Source organism: Streptomyces sp. NPDC050263 (assembly GCF_040655955.1).
Lineage (GTDB): Bacteria > Actinomycetota > Actinomycetes > Streptomycetales > Streptomycetaceae > Streptomyces.
Window position 1 is genome coordinate 13,773 of the sequence record NZ_JBFAKW010000044.1, and the last position, 17,349, is coordinate 31,121.

Below are 17,349 nucleotides of genomic sequence, written 5' to 3' on the forward strand. Positions count from 1 at the left end.
GGCCATCTCATGACCGAGTCGACCACCATCCCCATCGGCGGACGGGCCGCCCAATGCCCGTTCGCCCCGGTCGCCGAGCTGTACGCCGCGCAGAAGGACGACGAGCTCAGCCGGGTCAAGGTGCCCAGCCCGATGCTGGGCGAGTTCGAGGCGGTGGTCGTCACCCGTTACGAGGACGTCAAGAACGTACTCGCGGACGACCGGCTGCACATGGGCGGCTCCATGCCGTACCAGCCAGGCAACCTGCTGAGCTACGACGGCCCCGAGCACACCCGGCTGCGGCGCATGCTGACCGCGTCGTTCACCACCAAGCGGGCGCGCGAGCTGCGGCCGAGTATCGAGACCGTCGTCGGTTCCGCTCTGGACGCGCTGGAGGAGGCCGGTCCGGGCGCCGACCTGGTGCAGGTCTTCTGCACCCCGATCCCGACGCTCGTCATCTGCGAGCTGCTGGGTGTGCCCTACACCGACCGCGAGGGGTTCCAGCGCCGTACCGCTCTCGCGCTGGACTTCGGCCAGAGCCGCGAAGTCCAGATGGAGAAGGCCGCCGAGATGATGGCGTACATGGCCGAACTCGTGGCGCGGCACCGGGAAAGCGCGGGCGAGAACGTACTGGGCCGTGTGGTGCGTGACTTCGGCGACCAGCTGAGCGACGAGGAACTGGCCGGCATCGGCAACATGCTGCTCATCGCCGGGCACGAGACGATCGCCAGCACCCTGTCGGCAAGCATCGCCCTGCTGCTCCAGCATCCCGAGCAGCTCGCGGCGGTACGCGACGACCCCTCGGTGACCGACGGCGCCGTCGAGGAACTGCTGCGGTACACCGCGCCGGCCACCATCGTGCCGCGGCAGGCGGCCGGGAACATCTGCGTACGCGACCAGGAGATCAAGGAGGGTGAGCACGTCGTGGCGTCCGTACTGGCCGCCAACCGGGACCCCGGCACGACCGGTGAGGATCTGGACAGCCTGGACGTGCGCCGGCCCCCGCAGCGCCACCTCACCTTCGGCTTCGGCCCGCACCAGTGCCTGGGCCAGCAACTGGCGCGTATGGAACTGCGCGTCGCTCTGCCGGCCCTGTTCACCAGGTTCCCCACGCTGCGCTCGGCGATCCCGCACGACGAACTGGAGTACCGCACCAACGCGCTGGTCTTCGGTGCGAACGCCCTGCCGGTCACCTGGTGACCGGCGGCGAGAGGGGGAGACGACCATGAAGGTCGAAGTCGACGACAGCAGGTGTTACGCCGTCGGGAACTGCGCGCGGCACGCGCCGACGGTCTTCGACCAGAACGACGACGACGGCAGGGTGGTTCTGCTTGCGCCGGACCCGCCGGAGCGAGAGCACGCACAGGTCCGGGAAGCAGCCCTGCGGTGCCCGGCCGCGGTCATCGTCCTGCACGAGAACAAGTCGGCTCACGAAGAGTGACCCGCTCTGCCAGTAGTTCGTCCGAAGCTCAGGGGAAGCGCAATGTCTGACGTAGAAGTGCCCGTTCTCGTGGTCGGCGGTGGCGGCTGCGGACTCGCCGCGTCGGTCTTCCTGTCCGACGTGGGGGTGCGCCACCTGGTGGTGGAACGTCGCGAGTCGACTTCGGTCCTGCCCCGGGCGCACTATCTGAACCAGCGCACCATGGAGATATTCCGGCAGCACGGCATCGCCGACGACATCTACCGGATCAGCTGCCCGCTCCCGAACATGAGCGAGGTCGCCTGGCGTACCTCGCTGGGTGGCGACGGCCCCGTGGACGGGCGGGAGCTGTACCGGACCGACGCTTTCGGCGGCGGCAGCACGGCCGGACCCTACGCCGCCGACAGCACGGGCCCCTCGACCAACCTTCCGCAGCACCGGCTCGAACCGCTGCTGCGGCGGCATGCGGAGCAACGGGCTCCGTCCAGCCTGCTGTTCAACCATCAGATGGAAGAGTTCACCCAGGACGAGAACGGGGTCCGGGCACGGGTGACCGACCGGGCCACCGGCGAGGTCGCCACGGTCCGTGCCCGGTACCTGCTGGGCGCCGACGGCGGCAGGAGCGTCGGCGGTTCGCTCGGCATCCCGATGGACGGCGCCGGCGGCGGGTTCACCATCATCTCGGTCCACTTCAGCGCGGACCTCTCGCCCTGGTGGAGCGACTCGCTGCTGATGACCCACATCTTCGGCCTCGACGGCGAGGTCTCGGTCCTCGTCGCGTCCGGACCCCACTGGGGCTCGGCGTCCGAGGAGTGGGCACTGCACTTCCGGGTAACGCCGGGCACGGCCGCGGGCGACCTCGGCGCGGAGGCGCTCGCGGGCCGGGTGCGGGAACTGCTGAAACTGCCGGCGGACCTCGGCATACAGATCCACCATGCCGGCGAGTACCGGCCGGAGGCCGTCGTGGCCCGGTCGTTCCGGGCCGGCCGCGTCTTCCTCGCCGGCGACGCCGCGCATCGGCAGCCACCCGCCGCAGGCGGCGGCCTGAACACGGCGATCCAGGACGCGCACAACCTCGCCTGGAAGCTCAAGGCCGTGCTCGACGGCCGGGCCGACGACGCGCTGCTCGACTCCTACGAGGCGGAGCGGCTGCCCGTCGCCAGGCGCAACGTGGGCTGGGCGATGGGCTGTCTGCTCAATTACGGCACCCTGTTCGCGGTTCTCGGCATGGCGCACGGGAAGCCGGCAGCCACCGAGGCCGGCATCCGCGAACTGCTGGCCGACACACCGATGGGCGAGACCCGGCGGTCCCTGGTGCGTGAGGTGTTCGGCACTCAGCGCATCGAGTACCAGGCGCACGACATCGAACTCGGTCACCACTACGTGGCCGGCGCGGTGCTCCCGGACGGCACCCCGCCGCCGCCCCGGGACCCGATGGGCGCGGTCTACCGTCCGACGACCCGGCCGGGGCACCGGCTCCCGCACGTGTGGTTGCGGCACGGCGGCGCCCAGGTCTCCACACACGACCTGGTCGGCGGCGACGGCGGCTTCGTACTGATCACCGGGCCGCTGGGCGAGGGATGGGCGTCCGCCGCCAAGAAGGCCGCGGATGCCCACGGGGTGGACCTCACCGTGGTGCCCATCGGCAGCGAGCCCGACGCGATGGGCCACTGGGACGCGGAGGGCGCTTGGGCCGCGGTGCGGGAGATCGACGACGACGGCGCCGTCCTGGTGCGGCCGGACCAGCACGTCGCCTGGCGCGGTGTCCATCAGGGCCGGCACGCCGACCAGGAACTCGGCGAGGTGTTCGACCGGCTCCTCGGCCGGCCCGACGCGACGAACAGGGGGACCTGACCATGCCTTCCACCGACGGCGAGCGTCTCGTCCATGACTTCCTGACGTCGATGGGGCCGACCCCGGCCGACGTCCGGGCGGCCGTGGACGGCTATCTGACCGACGACTGTGTGTGGGAGAACCCCGGCTCCCCGGTATGCCGGGGCAAGGCGGAGATCCTCCAGCTCATGCCGCCCGACTTCGCGCGGCTGGAGGTGAGGTTCCGGCACATGGCCACGGCCGGGGGCACCGTCCTGGCCGAGCGCATGGAGAACATGCTCCGCGTCGACGGCACCCCCATCGCACTGAACCTGAAGGTGATGGCGGCCTTCGAACTACGGGCCGGCCGGATCAGTGCCTGGCGGGACTACTTCGACTTCACCAACCTCATCACCGAAAGCCCGGAATGGTGACCATGACAAACATCGGAACGGACCCGATGGAACTGCGGACCCAACTGGTGGACAGGGTCCACAAATTCGGGCCGGTCTTCGCGGACGGCGTCGCCGAGGGGGAGCGGGAGCGGCGGCTGCCCGACGCCACGGTCCGGGCCATCGACGAGTCGCAGCTGGGCATGCTCTGGACCGCGAGGGCCTACGGCGGCCTCGAGACCGACGTCCGGACCATGAGCGAGGTTGCCAAGGCCCTCTCCCACTACTGCCCGTCCACCTCGTGGGTGGTCAACAACATCAACGGTTCCAACCTGCTGGCCGCGAAGTTCCCCCAGACGGCGCGGGACGAGGTGTTCGGGGACAACCCCGGCGCCAAGCTGGCCTCGATCTTCGCGGCCGCGGGCACCGCAGTACGCACCGAGGGCGGCTATCTGCTCACGGGCACCTGGCCGTACGGCACCGGCATCCTGCACGACGACTGGGCGATCCTGGTCGCCCGGGAGCTGAATCCTGACGGGGAGCCCGTCGGCGGGCACTCCGTGCTGGTGCCCGCCGCGGACCTCACCATCGAGGACACCTGGCACACCGTCGGCATGCGTGCCACCGGCAGCCACACCGTCGTGCTCCGGGACGCGTTCGTCCCCGAGCACCGGGTGATCCCGGCCGAGGTGCAGCGCGGGCGGGAGAACGCCACCGATGTCGGCCTGCCGCCGCTGTTCCGCACAGCGGCGATCGCGGCCCTGGCCGTGGTCTGCGCCTCCGTGGTGGTCGGCGCCGGCCAGGCAGCCCGCGCCTTCGTCGTGGAGAAGGCGCCCCATCGAGGCATCGCGCCCACCAAGTACACCAGCCAGACGGAGTCACGGACCTTCGTGTCCTCGCTCGGCAGGACAGCTCTGTCGATCGACGCCGCCGAGATGCATGTGAACCGGGCCGCGGACGCGATCGACGAGGCCGCCCGCGCGGCCGCCTCGCTGCCGGAGAGCGAGCTTCTGCGCATCCGTGGCGATGTCGGCCAAGCGGTCAGCCTGGTGACCGCCGCGCTCGACGAGTTGCTGTGGGCGCACGGTGCGGCGTCCTTCGCCGAGTCGAACCCGTTGCAGCAGTACTGGCGGGACGCCAATACCGCGGCCCGTCACGCGATGCTCAACGTTCACGTCGGTCACGAACTGTACGGCGGGTCGTTCTTCGGCCTGGAACCCATCGTGCCCAGCCTCTGACCGGTCTCCTGCCCGTCTCACCCCGCCCTGACCCACGAAGGATCCCCATGGTCTGGCTGCCCCCTCCTCTCTTCCCGATGTCACAGGTCGCACCGGTCTCGGTGGGGGCGGCCGACGTTCCGGACGGACTCTTCGCGGCGGTCGCCGGGCCGACCGCGCTGGGTTGGATAGTGACGTACGTTCTGGCTATCCGGCAGGGACGTCAGGACGGGCGCGTGGGGATACCCGCCTACCTGGTGGCGGTGAACTTCGCCTGGGAGTTCAGCCTGACCTTTCTGCTGGAACAGACACCGACCCAGCGACTGATCAACGTGCTCTGGGTCATCTTCAACGTCGTCCTGCTGTACCAGGCACTGCGGTACGGGCCGCGCGATCACCCCGGTCTGCCGGCGCGGATCTTCCGGTGGACACTCGCCGGCGTGCTGGTGTGGGCGTCGGTGATCGTCATGGTCGGCGCGAACGAGTTCCACGACCGCGACGGCATGTACACCGGAATGATCATCCAGGTACCGCTGAGCGCCTCGTTCATCCTGTTGCTCAGGCGCCGCGGGTCCAGTGTGGGACAGTCGATGTACATCGCCGTCGCGAAGACCGTGGGGTCCCTCTTCGCCGGACTGACCGCCTTCGTCGTCTACCCCTCCCACCACCTGCTCCAGGTGCTGGTGCCGACCTATGTCGCTCTGGACGTCGCCTATGTGGTGCTGCTGCACAGGGCGATGCGCCGGGAGGGGCGGCCGCCGTGGGCGTTTCGCGCGCCGACGGCCGTCAGCGTGGTTCCGGCAGGATCCGCGGCCACGGGTTCCGGGACCGGGTCGGCGTCTCTTGCGGGCGCCGGAACTCGGTCAGATGACGCCGCTTCGTAAGGCATACGCCACCGCGTGAGGCCGGTTGCGGAGATTCAGGCGCTGGGTGACCCCGAAGACGACGCGTTTGACCGCTCGTTCCGACAGGCACATCCTGGTGGCTATCTCGGCGGTGTCCAGGCCCTCCGACATCAGCCGCAGCACATCGATCTCCCGGGGAGTCAGCCCGGAGGTGTGCAGGCCGTGCGGTGACAGGACCTCACGCTGCATCCGCTCGAACTGCCGGAGCAGTTCGCCCAGTAGTTTCGCGGGCAGCACGCCCCCGCCGGACGCGGCGGTCAGCACCGCCTCCTCGATACGGTTGCTGGTGGCGGCGACCCGTGGCAGTACCGCGACCACGTTGCACTCCACCACGGTGAACAGGTCGGCACGGTCGATCTCCGAGGGGATGAGCACCACCGGTACCTGTAAGGAATCCTTGAGCCGGCGCAGCAACGACGTCACTCCCACGGTCATGCGGTCGATGACGACCACGGCCACGTCGGCCGGGCCGGGGCGCTCCCCCGTGACGACTTCTATGTTCGGCGCGGCGCCGAGCTGATCTTTGATCGCTGAGTGCGTCAGCGGATCCGTCGCCCGGACCAGTGCTTTGACCGGACGTATGGTGGTTTCGGCACTCGTGGCCTTGGTGATCATGGCAAAGCCTCCAAGGAATAAGCAGCGCGGCAGCCGGGGGATTCGTCTCTGCGCCGGGTTTCGGGCATGACGCCTCGGACCGAGGGTCGTTTTGCGCTCTTCATTCGCGTATGCGGCATCGCCCGCTCGGTGTGTCCTGGGGGATGGCGAAACGGGGCTGGTCGGCCGCGGGACGGGCTCGGAGGGCGGATCGAGTGACTACAACAAAACTCCCCGAATGTGGCCCTATATGGTCATTGACAGTCGGAAAGGCGACGTCAATGACCTTACAGTGGCCCACTCCGGGGAGTCGGGCGATCGACCTGTTCGTGTTCCCCCAGGGGGAATCCCTCATTCAGCCGGTGACGACCGTGACGGATCCCCCGGCCTCCGGGTCCATCGTCTCGGCGAGGTTCATGGCCTCCTCGATGAGGGTCTCCACGATGCGGTGCTCGGGAACGGTCTTGATGACCTCGCCCCTGACGAAGATCTGGCCTTTGCCGTTGCCGGACGCCACTCCGAGGTCGGCCTCGCGCGCCTCCCCGGGTCCGTTGACCACGCACCCCATCACCGCGACTCGCAAGGGCACCTCCATGCCCTCCAGGCCGGCGGTGACCTCGTCGGCGAGTTTGTAGACGTCCACCTGCGCCCGGCCGCACGAGGGGCAGGAAACGATCTCCAGCTTGCGAGGCCGCAGATTGAGCGACTGGAGGATCTGGGAACCGACCTTGACCTCCTCCACCGGCGGCGCCGAGAGGGAGACGCGGATGGTGTCACCGATGCCCTGGCGCAGCAGCGTCCCGAAGGCGACCGCGGACTTGACGGTGCCTTGGAACGCCGGCCCCGCCTCGGTGACGCCCAGGTGCAACGGGTAGTCGCACTGCTCGGCGAGGATCTCGTAGGCACGGATCATGACCACGGGGTCGTTGTGCTTGACCGAGATCTTCAGCTCGTGGAAGCCGTGCTCGGCGAAGAGCGATGCCTCCCACAGCGCGGATTCGGCCAGCGCCTCCGGGGTGGCCTTCCCGTACTTGCGCATCAGGCGTGCGTCCAGTGACCCGGCATTCACTCCGATCCGGATCGGGACGCCGTGGTCCTTGGCCGCGCGGGCGATCTCGCCCACCCTGTCGTCGAACTTCTTGATGTTGCCCGGATTGACACGCACCGCGGCGCAGCCGGCCTCGATGGCCGCGAAGACGTACTTCGGCTGGAAGTGGATGTCGGCGATGACCGGGATCTTCGACTTCCGGGCGATCGCGGACAGCGCCTCGGCGTCGTCGGCGCTCGGGCAGGCGACGCGAACGATGTCGCAGCCGGCGGCGGTGAGTTCGGCGATCTGCTGCAGGGTGGCGTTGACGTCGGCCGTGACGGTCGTGGTCATCGACTGCACCGAAACGGGGTGCGCACTGCCCACCCCGACCGAACCGACCTGCAACTGGCGGGTCTTGCGGCGGTCGGCGAGCGTGGCGGGCGGCGAAGCGGGCATACCGAGCGCTACCTGGGTCACCGTGGTGTCCTTTCCCGACGAGGTGCGGGTGCGTGGGGTGTCGCCGCGGCGTTGTGCAGGGCGAGCGCGGTTTCGGCGATGGACTGTGCGGTGAGACCGTGTTCGGCGAGGATGCCCGGTCGGTCACCGTGGCGGAGGAAGCTGCGGGGCAGTCCCAGGGCGTGCACCTGCGTGGCCACCCGGGCATCGGCGCACGCCTGAGCCAGCGCCGCGCCCACACCCCCGGTGCGCACCCCGTCCTCGACGGAGAGCGTCAGCTGGTGCCGGGAGGCGAGATGGACCAGGACAGGACTGACCGGCAGCACCCAGCGCGGGTCGACGACCGTGACCCCGACGCCCTCGTCGGCCAGCAGTTCCGCCGCGCGCAGCGCGGTGCCCGCGAGTACCCCGGTACTGACGAGCAGGACGTCCAGCGGCCGGGACCGAGTGCGGTGCAGGATGTCCACGCCCTCCATACGGGTCAGAGCGGGGATCTCCGGGCCCGCGCCGCCCTTCGGGAAGCGCAGCGCGGTGGGACCGTCCTGCGTGTCCAGCGCCTCGTCCAGCAGTTCCGCGAGCCGGACGGGGTCGCGCGGCGCGGCGACACGCATGCCCGGCACCGTACCCAGCAGGGCGAGATCCCACATGCCGTGGTGGCTGGGTCCGTCGGGACCGGTGACGCCGGCACGGTCCAGGACGAAGGTCACCGGCAGTTCGTGCAGGGCCACGTCCATCATGATCTGGTCCACGGCCCGGTTGAGGAACGTGGCGTACAGACAGACCACCGGGTGCAGGCCGCCCATGGCCAGCCCCGCGGCGCTGGTCACCGCGTGCTGTTCGGCGATGCCGAGGTCGAACACCCGGTCCGGGAAGCGCTGGGCGAACCGGAGCAGACCGACCGGTTGCAGCATCGCGGCGGTCAGCGCGACGACGTCGGGCCGCGCTTCACCGATCCGCTCCATCCGGGCGCTGAACGTACTGGTCCACGAGGGTGCGGAGCCGCCGCGCGACCGGCCTGTGGCGGGGTCGATGACGCCGACAGCGTGCATGCGGTCGGCCTCGTCGTTCTCGGCGTGGGCGTACCCCCGGCCTTTCTCGGTGACGCAGTGGACCAGGACCGGACCGTCCAGGTCCGTCGCCTGTCGGCACGCCTGCTCGACGGCGGCGATGTCGTGTCCGTCCACCGGGCCGAGGTAGGTGAAGCCGATGGTCTCGAAGAGGTTGGGCCCTTGGTGCAGGCCGGCACGCAGGGCGGTCAGGTGCTCGGCCAGCCCGCCGATCGTGGGGTCGTAGGAGCGGCCGTTGTCGTTGAGGACGACCACCACCCGTTCGGTGCCGCGGCCGAGGTTGTTCATGGCTTCCCAGGCCATGCCGCCGGTCAGCGAGCCGTCCCCGGTGACCGCGACGACGCGACGGTGGTCCTCACCCAGCAGCCGCCGGGCCTTGGCCAAGCCGTCCGCGTAGGACAGCGCCGTGGAGGCGTGCGAGTTCTCCACGAGATCGTGCTCGGACTCCTCGCGGAGCGGATAACCGGACAGGCCCCCGGCGGTGCGCAGCGAGTCGAAGGCGGCCTGTCGGCCGGTGAGCATCTTGTGGACGTAGGACTGGTGTCCGGTGTCGAACACCATCCGGTCCGTGGGTGAGTCGAATACCCGGTGCAGCGCGATGGTCAGCTCCACCACACCGAGGTTCGGGCCGAGGTGCCCGCCGGCCGCGCAGACCTTGTCGACCAGGAACTCCCTGATCTCGCTTGCCAGCACGGGCAGTTGATCCGGACGCAGCCTCTTGAGGTCCTCAAGGCCGGTGATACGGCCGAGCACAGAGAATGACACGTCTTTCCTCGCTCAGCTGGGACGGCCGTCCGCCGGCCGCCGCGCGTCGCCGCGCACCGCCGAAGGAAGGTCGAAATATATGGTTTCGCGGGCGATCTCACGTTCCTCGACACTGACAGGGCCGAAGGTGTTCAACCAGGTCACGACCTCCGTCACCAGGGCGGGCGGTGCCGAGGCGCCGGCCGTGAGTCCTACGGTCCGCACGTCATCCAGCCATTCCGGCCGGATATCGGCGGCACGGTCGATCAGCTCGGCGCGGGTGCCCTCGCGGCGCGCTGTCTCCACCAGGCGGACCGAGTTGGAGGAGTTCTCCGAGCCGATGACCAGGACGAGGTCCGACTCCGGGACGATCGCCTTGAGTGCGGCCTGCCGGTTGGTGGTGGCGTAGCAGATGTCGTCGGACGGCGGCTCCTGGAGTAGCGGGAACTTCTCCCTCAGGGCCTCGACGACCTCCGCGGTCTCGTCGACGGCCAGCGTGGTCTGAGTGAGGTATGACACGTTCCGTCCGTCGGCTGCGGACAGTCCGGGTACCTCGTCGGCAGTCTGGACCAGCACCATGGACTCCGGTGCCTCGCCGAGGGTGCCCTCGACCTCCTCGTGCCCCGCGTGTCCCACAAGGACGACGGTGTCGCCCCGGGCCGCGAAACGACGCGCCTCGGCATGCACCTTGGCGACCAGGGGACAGGTTCCGTCGATCACGTCGAGGCCGCGCCGGGCCGCCTCCTTGCGCACCGCGGGCGAGACCCCGTGCGCGGAGAACACCACCGTCGCGTCGTCGGGTACCTCGTCCAGTTCGTCGACGAACACCGCGCCACGTTCCGCGAGGTCGTCGACGACGGTGGTGTTGTGCACGATCTGCTTGCGGACGTAGACAGGGGCGCCGCGGGATTCCAGCGCCCGCTCGACGATCTCGATGGCCCGCTCGACACCCGCACAGAAGGATCGGGGACCGGCCAGTAGGACGCGGCGGGGCACGCCGCCGTCCGCATACTCATCCGAGCTCACGTTAGCCACGCCCGGCAGACTAGGGAGGGTGAGGTCACGCCCTCAACAGCCGTTTCCACTTTCCGGAACGACCGTGGCAACAGCGGCCTGGGCCGCCGGGCATGGGCCACGAATGTCAGAAGGGGCCCAATGCCATGGTTCCTCGGGACAGTACCTCCGGTCGATCTTGAGTTCGCCGTGCGCGTGCAGGTAGGCATGGATCAGTTGGATGCGCTTCTGCGACGGGAGTATCGCGTGGACGATGAGCGAGGTCCTCTGGCGCCCGGACCCGCAGGAGGCCCGCTGCGCAAAGCGCTCGCCGTCCTGGAGACCCTGGCCGAAGCGTCGCGGCCGCTGACCCTGTCGGAACTGTCACACCTGGTGAACCTCCCCAAGTCCACGCTGCACCGCTTGATGCGGGTGCTCACCGACATCGGCCTCACCGCACGGAAGGAGTCGAAGTACTACGAACTCGGCACCTACTTGCCTCGGTTGGCGGCCACCAGCGGTCCCGCGCCGGTGCAGTGGCTCAACTATCCGGTCACTCCTTTCCTGATCGAACTGTTCCAGCTGACAAACAGGATCGTCAGCCTCGGCACCCTGTCGGGCACCAGCGTCCAGCACGTCGGCACCCTCTATGGCCAGGAGCATGTCCGGCTGGCGATGGCGCTGCGGCAGCCGGTCCCCGCACACGGCTCGGCGGCGGGCAGGCTTCTGCTCGCGATGGCCGAGCGGAACCCGGCCGACCTCTTCGCCACCACGATGCCCGGCTCACGCGTGATCTCGGCGAGAACGGATGCGCTGCGGCGCGAGTTCGACCGGATCCGGCGGACCGGACTGTCGTACGCGAGGAGCGAGCACATTCCCGAACTGGTCGAACTGGCCGCCCCGGTCCGCCTGGGCAAGGCCGGCCCGATGGCCGCGATCGTGGTGGGCGACACGGTCAGGAACCGGGATCTGCGCACCGTCGCGCGGGTTCTGCTGGAAACGGTGGACGCCATCGAACAGGACCTCGTAGCCGTGTGCTGACCGGCAACCGGTCCGTCCTTAAGGGGGTGCCCCCCCAGCCGCGTTGTCGTCGGTCGCCGACTCCCCCCCCACGCTCGACTTCGCTCGCGCGGGGGGACCCCCATCGCGTCGACTCCCTCCTCCGCCCTGCAGCTGCACGCACCACACCCCGCTCGGCCCGGCCAGGAGGGCACCGCACTTCCAGGCCGGCCTGATCCCAACGACAGCCCCTGACCCGGCTGGAGCTGATCAACGAGGCGATACGCGCCGAGCTGGAGGAGGGCGTCGGCACTGCCCCGCACCTGCTGGATGGTCTGGTCGACGAGGAGCGGGGGCGCCGCCAGCCGACCGATCCGCCTAAGGGCTGTCCCGCAATCCCTGGCGGGCGCGCGACGGCAGCTACGGCACCTCGCCGCGTTGTCGGAACGCCCGAATACATCCAGTATGCGGACGTGCCTCCGCCTTGCGATGCACCGCATCTGACGCCGCGCGCTGATCCACCAGGGATTGCGGGACAGCCCTTAGGCAAGAACCCCACGAGCCGAAGACCAGGATCAATACCACCGGCGATGGCGCCGTCCGGCTCCTGCAGCGCCTCTACCGGCACGGGGCAGGCCGAGCGTTCGGCCCCCGCGTCCAGGCCCTGCGCTCGGGCTCTCCGCGGACGACATCGACTTCGCCGAGGAAGTCGCCACGTCCGGCGGCAGGTCAAGACGGTGCGGGCGAAGCGGTGTTTCGCGCTCCCCAAGGGCCGTAAGGCCCGGGACGTGCCGCTGCCGTCAAGCGTGGCTCGGGCCATCCAGCAGCACATGGAGCAACCGGAACCACCGCAACTCCTCTGTGTGGAAGCTCGCTCCGGCCACGGCAGGCGTGATCGCTCCACTGGAGGACGGCAGCACCAACGGCGCCCGTGTAGGTCCCGGAAGAGTTACACGAAAGCCGCCGCACCCCTCCCCGACCCGATTCATCGCAGGTCAGACAGGGTGCGGCGGCATCCTCACATCAAATGTCCCGGAAGAGACCAGTCGCTCAGCTGACCTGCAGGAACGATCGATCATCAGCCTCTGACCTGGGGAAATGGCCTTTCGATTGTTTCACACTTGTGCCCCTTGATGCGGCCGAAAGTCCCAGGAAAGTCCCAGAGGGCTCCCAAGAAGACCAGGCGTTCTTTCCAGGTCATGCGGGCTGTGCCGCGCGGCGTCTGTCGGCGTGGCGGCCGCGGAAGCGGAGGCGCAGCAGACAGCGGCGGCAGGAAGACTTGCTGCTCCTCGTCGTGAGCGAGGCCATGGCCATAGCGGCGGTGTCGGCGGTGCTCTCCTGGCTGGTGACGAACTGGTGGGTGCTCGTCGTACTGGGAGCGTGCGCTGCGGTGGGCGGGGCCTGGTGGTTCCACCGGTTCCAGCAGCAACAGGCTTGGGAGCGGGTGCAGCAGCAGCCCTGCGCCACGCGCTGCCGCAGCTGGATGCCCTGCATCACCAGGACTTCGAGTACGCCATCCGTGACTTGATGCGCCGTGACGGAGGCACCGACGCCCGGCAGATCGGCGGGCCGGCGACAACGGCGCCGACGTCCTGGCTACCGACCCCATGGGCCGGACCTGGGTCATCCAGTGCAAGCACCGAGCGGCCGGTGACCGCGGGTCGGCGGTCGGCACCCTGGACCTGCAGCGGGTCAACGGGACCGCCCGTCAGCTCTCGTCGGCCCATTCCAGGGCTCAGGTGCGAAGCGCGGTGATGGTGGAGTCATCGAGCCCGTAGGCGGCGAAGGCTTCGTCGTCGGTCCACTCCGCGCCGGTGAGATGTGCCTCAGGTCCTCGCGCTCGAAGAGCACCAGGCGCGGCGGAGCGCCTGACGCCCCGCCGTCATCCGAACCGCCCCGTCTTCCCGTCCGGCGAAGCCCCCGCCCCCGGCTTCTCGGAGCGGCCAGGCTACGTCACCCTGCTCTCCGCTTCCCCGGCCGCTCCCCGCATCACCGACGACGGCACCCGCGCCCGCAGCCGGTCCGGCGGGTAGAACTGCCGGGCCCAGTGGCGGAACGGGCCGATCGGGCCGTCGCCGCGGGCCAGCCGGGGCGGCGACACGTACCGCTTCGTCGCCCAGACCGGGAAGTCCTGGGACACGAAAGCGCAGTTGCCCCGGAACATCACACCCGCCAGCAGCCGGTGTACCGAGCCGCTCACCCAGCGGGCCAGCGGGGCCGGGAGGGCGGCCGGCTCGGCCACCTCGAAGCGGCTCGTCTGGCGCAGCTGGAAAGCCGCGGGCGCGATCATCGTGGTCGTGTATACGGCACAGGTGCGCACCCCGAACCGAGGGAGCGCCGTGCACACGTGCACCCGGCTGATCCCGTTGCCCTCCAGCGTCACCTCCAGCGGACTCGCGCCCAGCAGCGGCACCCGCTCCTCGGAGCGCACCGAGATCCGGAAGGACCGCCCCTCGAAGACCGCCGGCTCGGCTACCTCCGACGCGCCCCAGCCGTGCAGCGGCGTGAAGTGCCCGATGTCCACCGTGTTCTCGACCACGTCCTGGCTGTGCCCCGCCATCTCCCACGCGGCCAACCGCGGCGCCCGCGTCCCGAGCGTGTGCCAGGGCGTGAGCTCCCAGTCCGGCGCCCGCCCGTCGTGGTGCCGCCACACGAAGACGGCGCCGTCGACCTCGCGCACCGGCAGCAGGGTCAGGTCCGAGGACGGCGGCGGGGGCGTGCCGTACCCCGTCCGCGTGCAGGCGCCGTCCGGGCCGAAGGCGAAGCGGTGGAAGGGGCACAGCAGTGCGTCGCCCTCCAGCGCGCCGAGCCCGAGGTGCGCCCCCAGGTGCGGGCAGTACGGGCGGACCGCCCGCACCTCGCCGTCGCGGAGCCGGTAGAGCACCACGTCCTCGCCCTGGAGCGGCCGGGTCAGCAGCGCCCCCCGCACCACCTCCGAGGAGAACGCCACCGAGAACCAGCCGTCGGGGTACGGCAGGACTGGCTCGTGCGCGTCGGCCGGGCTCGGGCCCTCCGTGAGCGCCCGGGTGTGGCCGCGCCTCACAGCTCGACCAGCACCTTGCCGAAGGACGCCGCGCGGTCGGTGTACAGGCTGCGGTAGGCGGCGGGAATGGAGTCGAAGCCGTGGTGCACGGTCTGCTGGTAGCGGATCTCGCCGGCGCGCACCAGCGGCCCCAGCTCGGCGTGCAGCGCCGCCCAGTTGTCCTCGGTGAACCACTCCAGCGCGAAGATCCCGCGGATCGTCGTGCGCGGGAACATGATGTACGGCAGCAGCCGGGGCCCGGTCCACTCGCCGCCGACCTGGCTCGCCCACTGCCAGCACACCGCGACCCGGCTGTCCACGGTGAGCATCGTGAAGACGGTGTCGGTCATGACCCCGCCGAGGTTGTCGAAGTACCGGTCGACGCCGCCAGGAGCCGCCTTCGCCAGGTCCTCGCGGAGCTGCGCCGGGTCCCCGCCGTGCCGGAAGACGACGACGGCGTCGAAGCCGAGCGCCGTCAGCCGCGCCGCCTTCTCCGGCGAACCGGTCGTGCCCACCACCCGCGCGCCCGCCCGCTTCGCCAGCTGCCCGACCAGCATGCCGATCGCGCCGGATGCGCCGCTGATCAGGACCGTGTCGCCGGGCCGTACGGCCAGGAAGGTGGTGAGGGCGCCCCACGCGGTCATCCCGGCGCCGCCGAGGATGCCGAGCGCGGTGCTCAGCGGCAGCGCCTCGTCGTAGTGGGCCGGGTCCAGCTTCCGGTACGCGGGGAAGACCATCGGGAACGTGCCGGTCTGCCACAGCGCCCCCGCGCCGTTACTGACCAGGTGGGTGCGCCAGCCGCCGAAGCCCTGCACGAGGTCCCCGACGCCGAACATCGCCCGCGGTCCGGCCGCCAGCACCTCCATGATCGAGTCGGCGCCCATGTGGTCGCCCACCGGGGTGTCCAGGGCGATCCCGTGGAGGTACGGGTCGACGGAGACGTACCGCGTGCGCAGCAGCATCTCGTCCTCGGCCAGGTCGGTGTCGAGCTCCTCCACCACCTTCACGTACATCCGGTCCACGTCCGGCACGCCGTCGTTGTGCTCGCTGACGATCCACTTCTCGGTCTTCACGGGGTCGCTCCTGCGGGTTCGATGAGTTGTACGGGGAGAGGGGCGCTTTCGTCGACGGAGGCGGTGAACGGCCGCCCGTCGTCGCGGCAGACGAAGTGCATGACGTGCCGTCCCGAGGCCGCGGCCCGGATCAGGCCGCCGGTGGTGGCCCAGACGCCGGACAGATAGAAGTCCGCGAGCCCCGGCAGTCCCGGACCGTGTCGCTTGACCTCTTGCTCCACGGTCTCGCCGCTGTCCACGAACGGCTGCCAGCCGAGCACCGTGCCGTCGTAGTTGCCGGTGTAGCGGACCTGGGTGAGTGGGGTGGACACGTCCCGCACCATGATCGCGTCCTGCAGCCCGGGGTGCCGCTCGTCGAGGAAGTCCACGATCGTGTCCCGCACCTGCCGCTTGGCCCGCTGGTAGTCGCGCCCGCGCCCGACCGGCAGCGTGTGCAGCTCCTCGCCGCGGCGGATCCGGGTGAACTGCTCGGGACCGGTGCTCAGCTCCCGCCACGGCTCGATGTCGCAGAAGTACGTGGCGTACACCACGGAGGTGCCCGGCGGCGACAGCTCCGGGTAGTGGCGGCTGCGGAACTGCACGTTGACGCTGGGGTGCCGGATGCCGGTGAGCCGTTCCGCGACCGCGTCCTCCAGGAGGTACGTGGTGCAGGGCTCGCCGTCCGGGAAGGGCCGGCGCAGCCCCAGGAAGACCGTGAGGTAGCCGGGGAAGACCATGTCGGGTTCCGTGATGGTCCGGGTGTACAGCTCCCGGTACGTGTCGGTGAGGTAGCGGCCCTTCAGCAGGTCGAGGAGCGTGGTGCGCCCGTCGCAGGCGGAGACCACGATGTCCGCCCGCAGCTCCGTGCCGTCGCTCAGCCGGACCCCGGCCGCCCGGTCGTTCTCCACCAGGATCTCCACGACCCTGGCGTTGTACATGACCTCGCCGCCGAGCCCCCGGTAGCGCTCCTCGACCGAGCGGGCCAGGCCCAGCGAGCCGCCCTCGGGGACACCGGCCGAGGCGTCGGCGTGCGCCGCGAGCTGGAAGTAGAACGGCAGCACGGGGAAGTTGGGATGCTTCTCGTACAGGATGAAGTTGAACGCCTCGCGCAGCAGCGGGTCCCGGAAGCGCTGCGAGTAGTCCCGCATCAGCGTGCCGATGGAGCGCCGGATCACGTTGAAGTAGGGGACCAAGGACGCCAGCATCCGCCAGCGCTCCAGGCGGCCCATGAGCCCGACCGGGGTGAGGAACGGGTAGCGGGCCAGTGCCTTGCGGAAGGTCCGCAGCCCGGCGCAGAAGTCGCGGATCACCCGGGCGTCGCCGGGGGAGAGGGCGAGCAGGTGCGCTTCGAGGCGGTCCGGATCGGAGTAGAAGTGGACCGCCCGCCCGTCCCGGCCGCGCACCGTGTTGAACACGTCGAAGTTGCGCATCCGCTTGCCCTGGAGCGCGCCGAGCTCCAGCCAGATCTGGTGCATCTCGTTGCCCGGCCCGCTGCCGAGCAGCCAGCTCACACAGCAGTCGAGGGTGAAGTCGCCCCGGTCCCAGGCCGTGCAGGAGCCGCCCGGGATCTCGTGCATCTCCAGCACCCTGCTGCGATAGCCGTTCATCTGGGCGTAGCAGCCGGTGGAGAGCCCGCCGAGCCCTCCGCCGACGATCAGCATGGTCCT

16 protein-coding genes are annotated in these 17,349 nt (G+C 70.0%); 9 read left to right on the top strand and 7 right to left on the bottom strand.

The window, feature by feature from the left end; genetic code table 11:
* Nucleotides 1–9: 9 nt before the first annotated feature.
* The 6 genes from AB0J04_RS20935 (at nt 10) to AB0J04_RS20960 (ending at nt 5,704) form a co-directional block, all read left to right on the top strand.
* Nucleotides 10–1,179, top strand: coding sequence for a cytochrome P450 (locus tag AB0J04_RS20935; protein ID WP_363170015.1), 1,170 nt, complete (start codon nt 10–12; stop codon nt 1,177–1,179).
* Between the two features lie 25 nt (nt 1,180–1,204).
* Entirely contained in the window at nt 1,205–1,420 is a 216-nt protein-coding gene (locus AB0J04_RS20940) for a ferredoxin (RefSeq protein WP_363170016.1), read from the top strand.
* A gap of 42 nt (nt 1,421–1,462) precedes the next feature.
* A complete protein-coding gene (locus AB0J04_RS20945; protein ID WP_363170017.1) occupies nt 1,463–3,253 on the top strand; it encodes an FAD-dependent monooxygenase in 1,791 nt (596 codons plus the stop codon).
* 2 nt (nt 3,254–3,255) lie between these two features.
* Nucleotides 3,256–3,645, top strand: coding sequence for a limonene-1,2-epoxide hydrolase family protein (locus tag AB0J04_RS20950; protein ID WP_363170019.1), 390 nt, complete (start codon nt 3,256–3,258; stop codon nt 3,643–3,645).
* Nucleotides 3,646–3,647: 2 nt separating this feature from the next.
* The gene (locus tag AB0J04_RS20955) at nt 3,648–4,841 is read left to right on the top strand and encodes a hypothetical protein (RefSeq protein WP_363170021.1); all 1,194 of its coding nucleotides are present in this window, start codon (nt 3,648–3,650) and stop codon (nt 4,839–4,841) included.
* 77 nt (nt 4,842–4,918) lie between these two features.
* A complete protein-coding gene (locus AB0J04_RS20960) occupies nt 4,919–5,704 on the top strand; it encodes a hypothetical protein (protein WP_363170023.1) in 786 nt (261 codons plus the stop codon).
* Here the strand turns inward: AB0J04_RS20960 and AB0J04_RS20965 are convergent.
* The 4 genes from AB0J04_RS20965 to AB0J04_RS20980 form a co-directional block, all read right to left on the bottom strand.
* Entirely contained in the window at nt 5,684–6,340 is a 657-nt protein-coding gene (locus AB0J04_RS20965; RefSeq protein WP_363170024.1) for a response regulator transcription factor, read from the bottom strand. The two genes, AB0J04_RS20960 and AB0J04_RS20965, sit on opposite strands and share 21 nt — an antisense overlap.
* A gap of 334 nt (nt 6,341–6,674) precedes the next feature.
* A complete protein-coding gene (gene ispG, locus AB0J04_RS20970; RefSeq protein WP_363170025.1) occupies nt 6,675–7,826 on the bottom strand; it encodes a flavodoxin-dependent (E)-4-hydroxy-3-methylbut-2-enyl-diphosphate synthase in 1,152 nt (383 codons plus the stop codon).
* On the bottom strand, nt 7,823–9,637 hold the full coding sequence (locus tag AB0J04_RS20975) for a 1-deoxy-D-xylulose-5-phosphate synthase (RefSeq protein WP_363170026.1): 1,815 nt from the start codon (nt 9,635–9,637) through the stop codon (nt 7,823–7,825). The genes ispG and AB0J04_RS20975 overlap by 4 nt, the downstream gene beginning before the upstream one ends.
* Before the next feature lie 12 nt (nt 9,638–9,649).
* Nucleotides 9,650–10,651 (bottom strand): 4-hydroxy-3-methylbut-2-enyl diphosphate reductase, encoded by a 1,002-nt coding sequence (locus tag AB0J04_RS20980; protein ID WP_363170027.1) that lies wholly within the window; start codon nt 10,649–10,651, stop codon nt 9,650–9,652.
* 225 nt (nt 10,652–10,876) lie between these two features.
* On the opposite strand from AB0J04_RS20980, the gene AB0J04_RS20985 reads away from it, so the two are divergent.
* The 3 genes from AB0J04_RS20985 to AB0J04_RS20995 all read left to right on the top strand — a co-directional run bounded on the left by AB0J04_RS20985 (nt 10,877) and on the right by AB0J04_RS20995 (nt 13,386).
* Nucleotides 10,877–11,650, top strand: coding sequence for a helix-turn-helix domain-containing protein (locus AB0J04_RS20985; protein WP_363170028.1), 774 nt, complete (start codon nt 10,877–10,879; stop codon nt 11,648–11,650).
* A 1,237-nt stretch (nt 11,651–12,887) separates the two neighbouring features.
* The gene (locus tag AB0J04_RS20990; protein WP_363170029.1) at nt 12,888–13,136 is read left to right on the top strand and encodes a hypothetical protein; all 249 of its coding nucleotides are present in this window, start codon (nt 12,888–12,890) and stop codon (nt 13,134–13,136) included.
* 79 nt (nt 13,137–13,215) lie between these two features.
* Nucleotides 13,216–13,386 (top strand): hypothetical protein, encoded by a 171-nt coding sequence (locus AB0J04_RS20995; protein ID WP_363170030.1) that lies wholly within the window; start codon nt 13,216–13,218, stop codon nt 13,384–13,386.
* 170 nt (nt 13,387–13,556) lie between these two features.
* On the opposite strand, the gene AB0J04_RS21000 is transcribed toward AB0J04_RS20995, so the two are convergent.
* The 3 genes from AB0J04_RS21000 to AB0J04_RS21010 are packed head-to-tail and all read right to left on the bottom strand — an operon-like array spanning nt 13,557 to nt 17,343.
* Complete coding sequence (locus AB0J04_RS21000) at nt 13,557–14,651, bottom strand: Rieske 2Fe-2S domain-containing protein (RefSeq protein WP_363170031.1); 1,095 nt, start codon at nt 14,649–14,651, stop codon at nt 13,557–13,559.
* The gene (locus AB0J04_RS21005; RefSeq protein WP_363170032.1) at nt 14,648–15,703 is read right to left on the bottom strand and encodes an NADP-dependent oxidoreductase; all 1,056 of its coding nucleotides are present in this window, start codon (nt 15,701–15,703) and stop codon (nt 14,648–14,650) included. The genes AB0J04_RS21000 and AB0J04_RS21005 overlap by 4 nt, the downstream gene beginning before the upstream one ends.
* Nucleotides 15,700–17,343, bottom strand: coding sequence for an NAD(P)/FAD-dependent oxidoreductase (locus AB0J04_RS21010; RefSeq protein ID WP_363170050.1), 1,644 nt, complete (start codon nt 17,341–17,343; stop codon nt 15,700–15,702). Before AB0J04_RS21010 ends, AB0J04_RS21005 begins: the two co-directional genes overlap by 4 nt.
* Between the last annotated feature and the right edge of the window lie 6 nt (nt 17,344–17,349).

What these genes read in the sequence shown, in the direction of transcription:
- AB0J04_RS20935 (WP_363170015.1), top strand. Translation starts at nt 10, where the DNA reads ATGACCGAGTCGACCACCATCCCCATCGGCGGACGGGCCGCCCAATGC.
- AB0J04_RS20940 (WP_363170016.1), top strand. Translation starts at nt 1,205, where the DNA reads ATGAAGGTCGAAGTCGACGACAGCAGGTGTTACGCCGTCGGGAACTGC.
- AB0J04_RS20945 (WP_363170017.1), top strand. Translation starts at nt 1,463, where the DNA reads ATGTCTGACGTAGAAGTGCCCGTTCTCGTGGTCGGCGGTGGCGGCTGC.
- AB0J04_RS20950 (WP_363170019.1), top strand. Translation starts at nt 3,256, where the DNA reads ATGCCTTCCACCGACGGCGAGCGTCTCGTCCATGACTTCCTGACGTCG.
- AB0J04_RS20955 (WP_363170021.1), top strand. Translation starts at nt 3,648, where the DNA reads ATGACAAACATCGGAACGGACCCGATGGAACTGCGGACCCAACTGGTG.
- AB0J04_RS20960 (WP_363170023.1), top strand. Translation starts at nt 4,919, where the DNA reads ATGTCACAGGTCGCACCGGTCTCGGTGGGGGCGGCCGACGTTCCGGAC.
- AB0J04_RS20965 (WP_363170024.1), bottom strand. Translation starts at nt 6,340, where the DNA reads ATGATCACCAAGGCCACGAGTGCCGAAACCACCATACGTCCGGTCAAA.
- AB0J04_RS20995 (WP_363170030.1), top strand. Translation starts at nt 13,216, where the DNA reads ATGGGCCGGACCTGGGTCATCCAGTGCAAGCACCGAGCGGCCGGTGAC.
- AB0J04_RS21010 (WP_363170050.1), bottom strand. Translation starts at nt 17,343, where the DNA reads ATGCTGATCGTCGGCGGAGGGCTCGGCGGGCTCTCCACCGGCTGCTAC.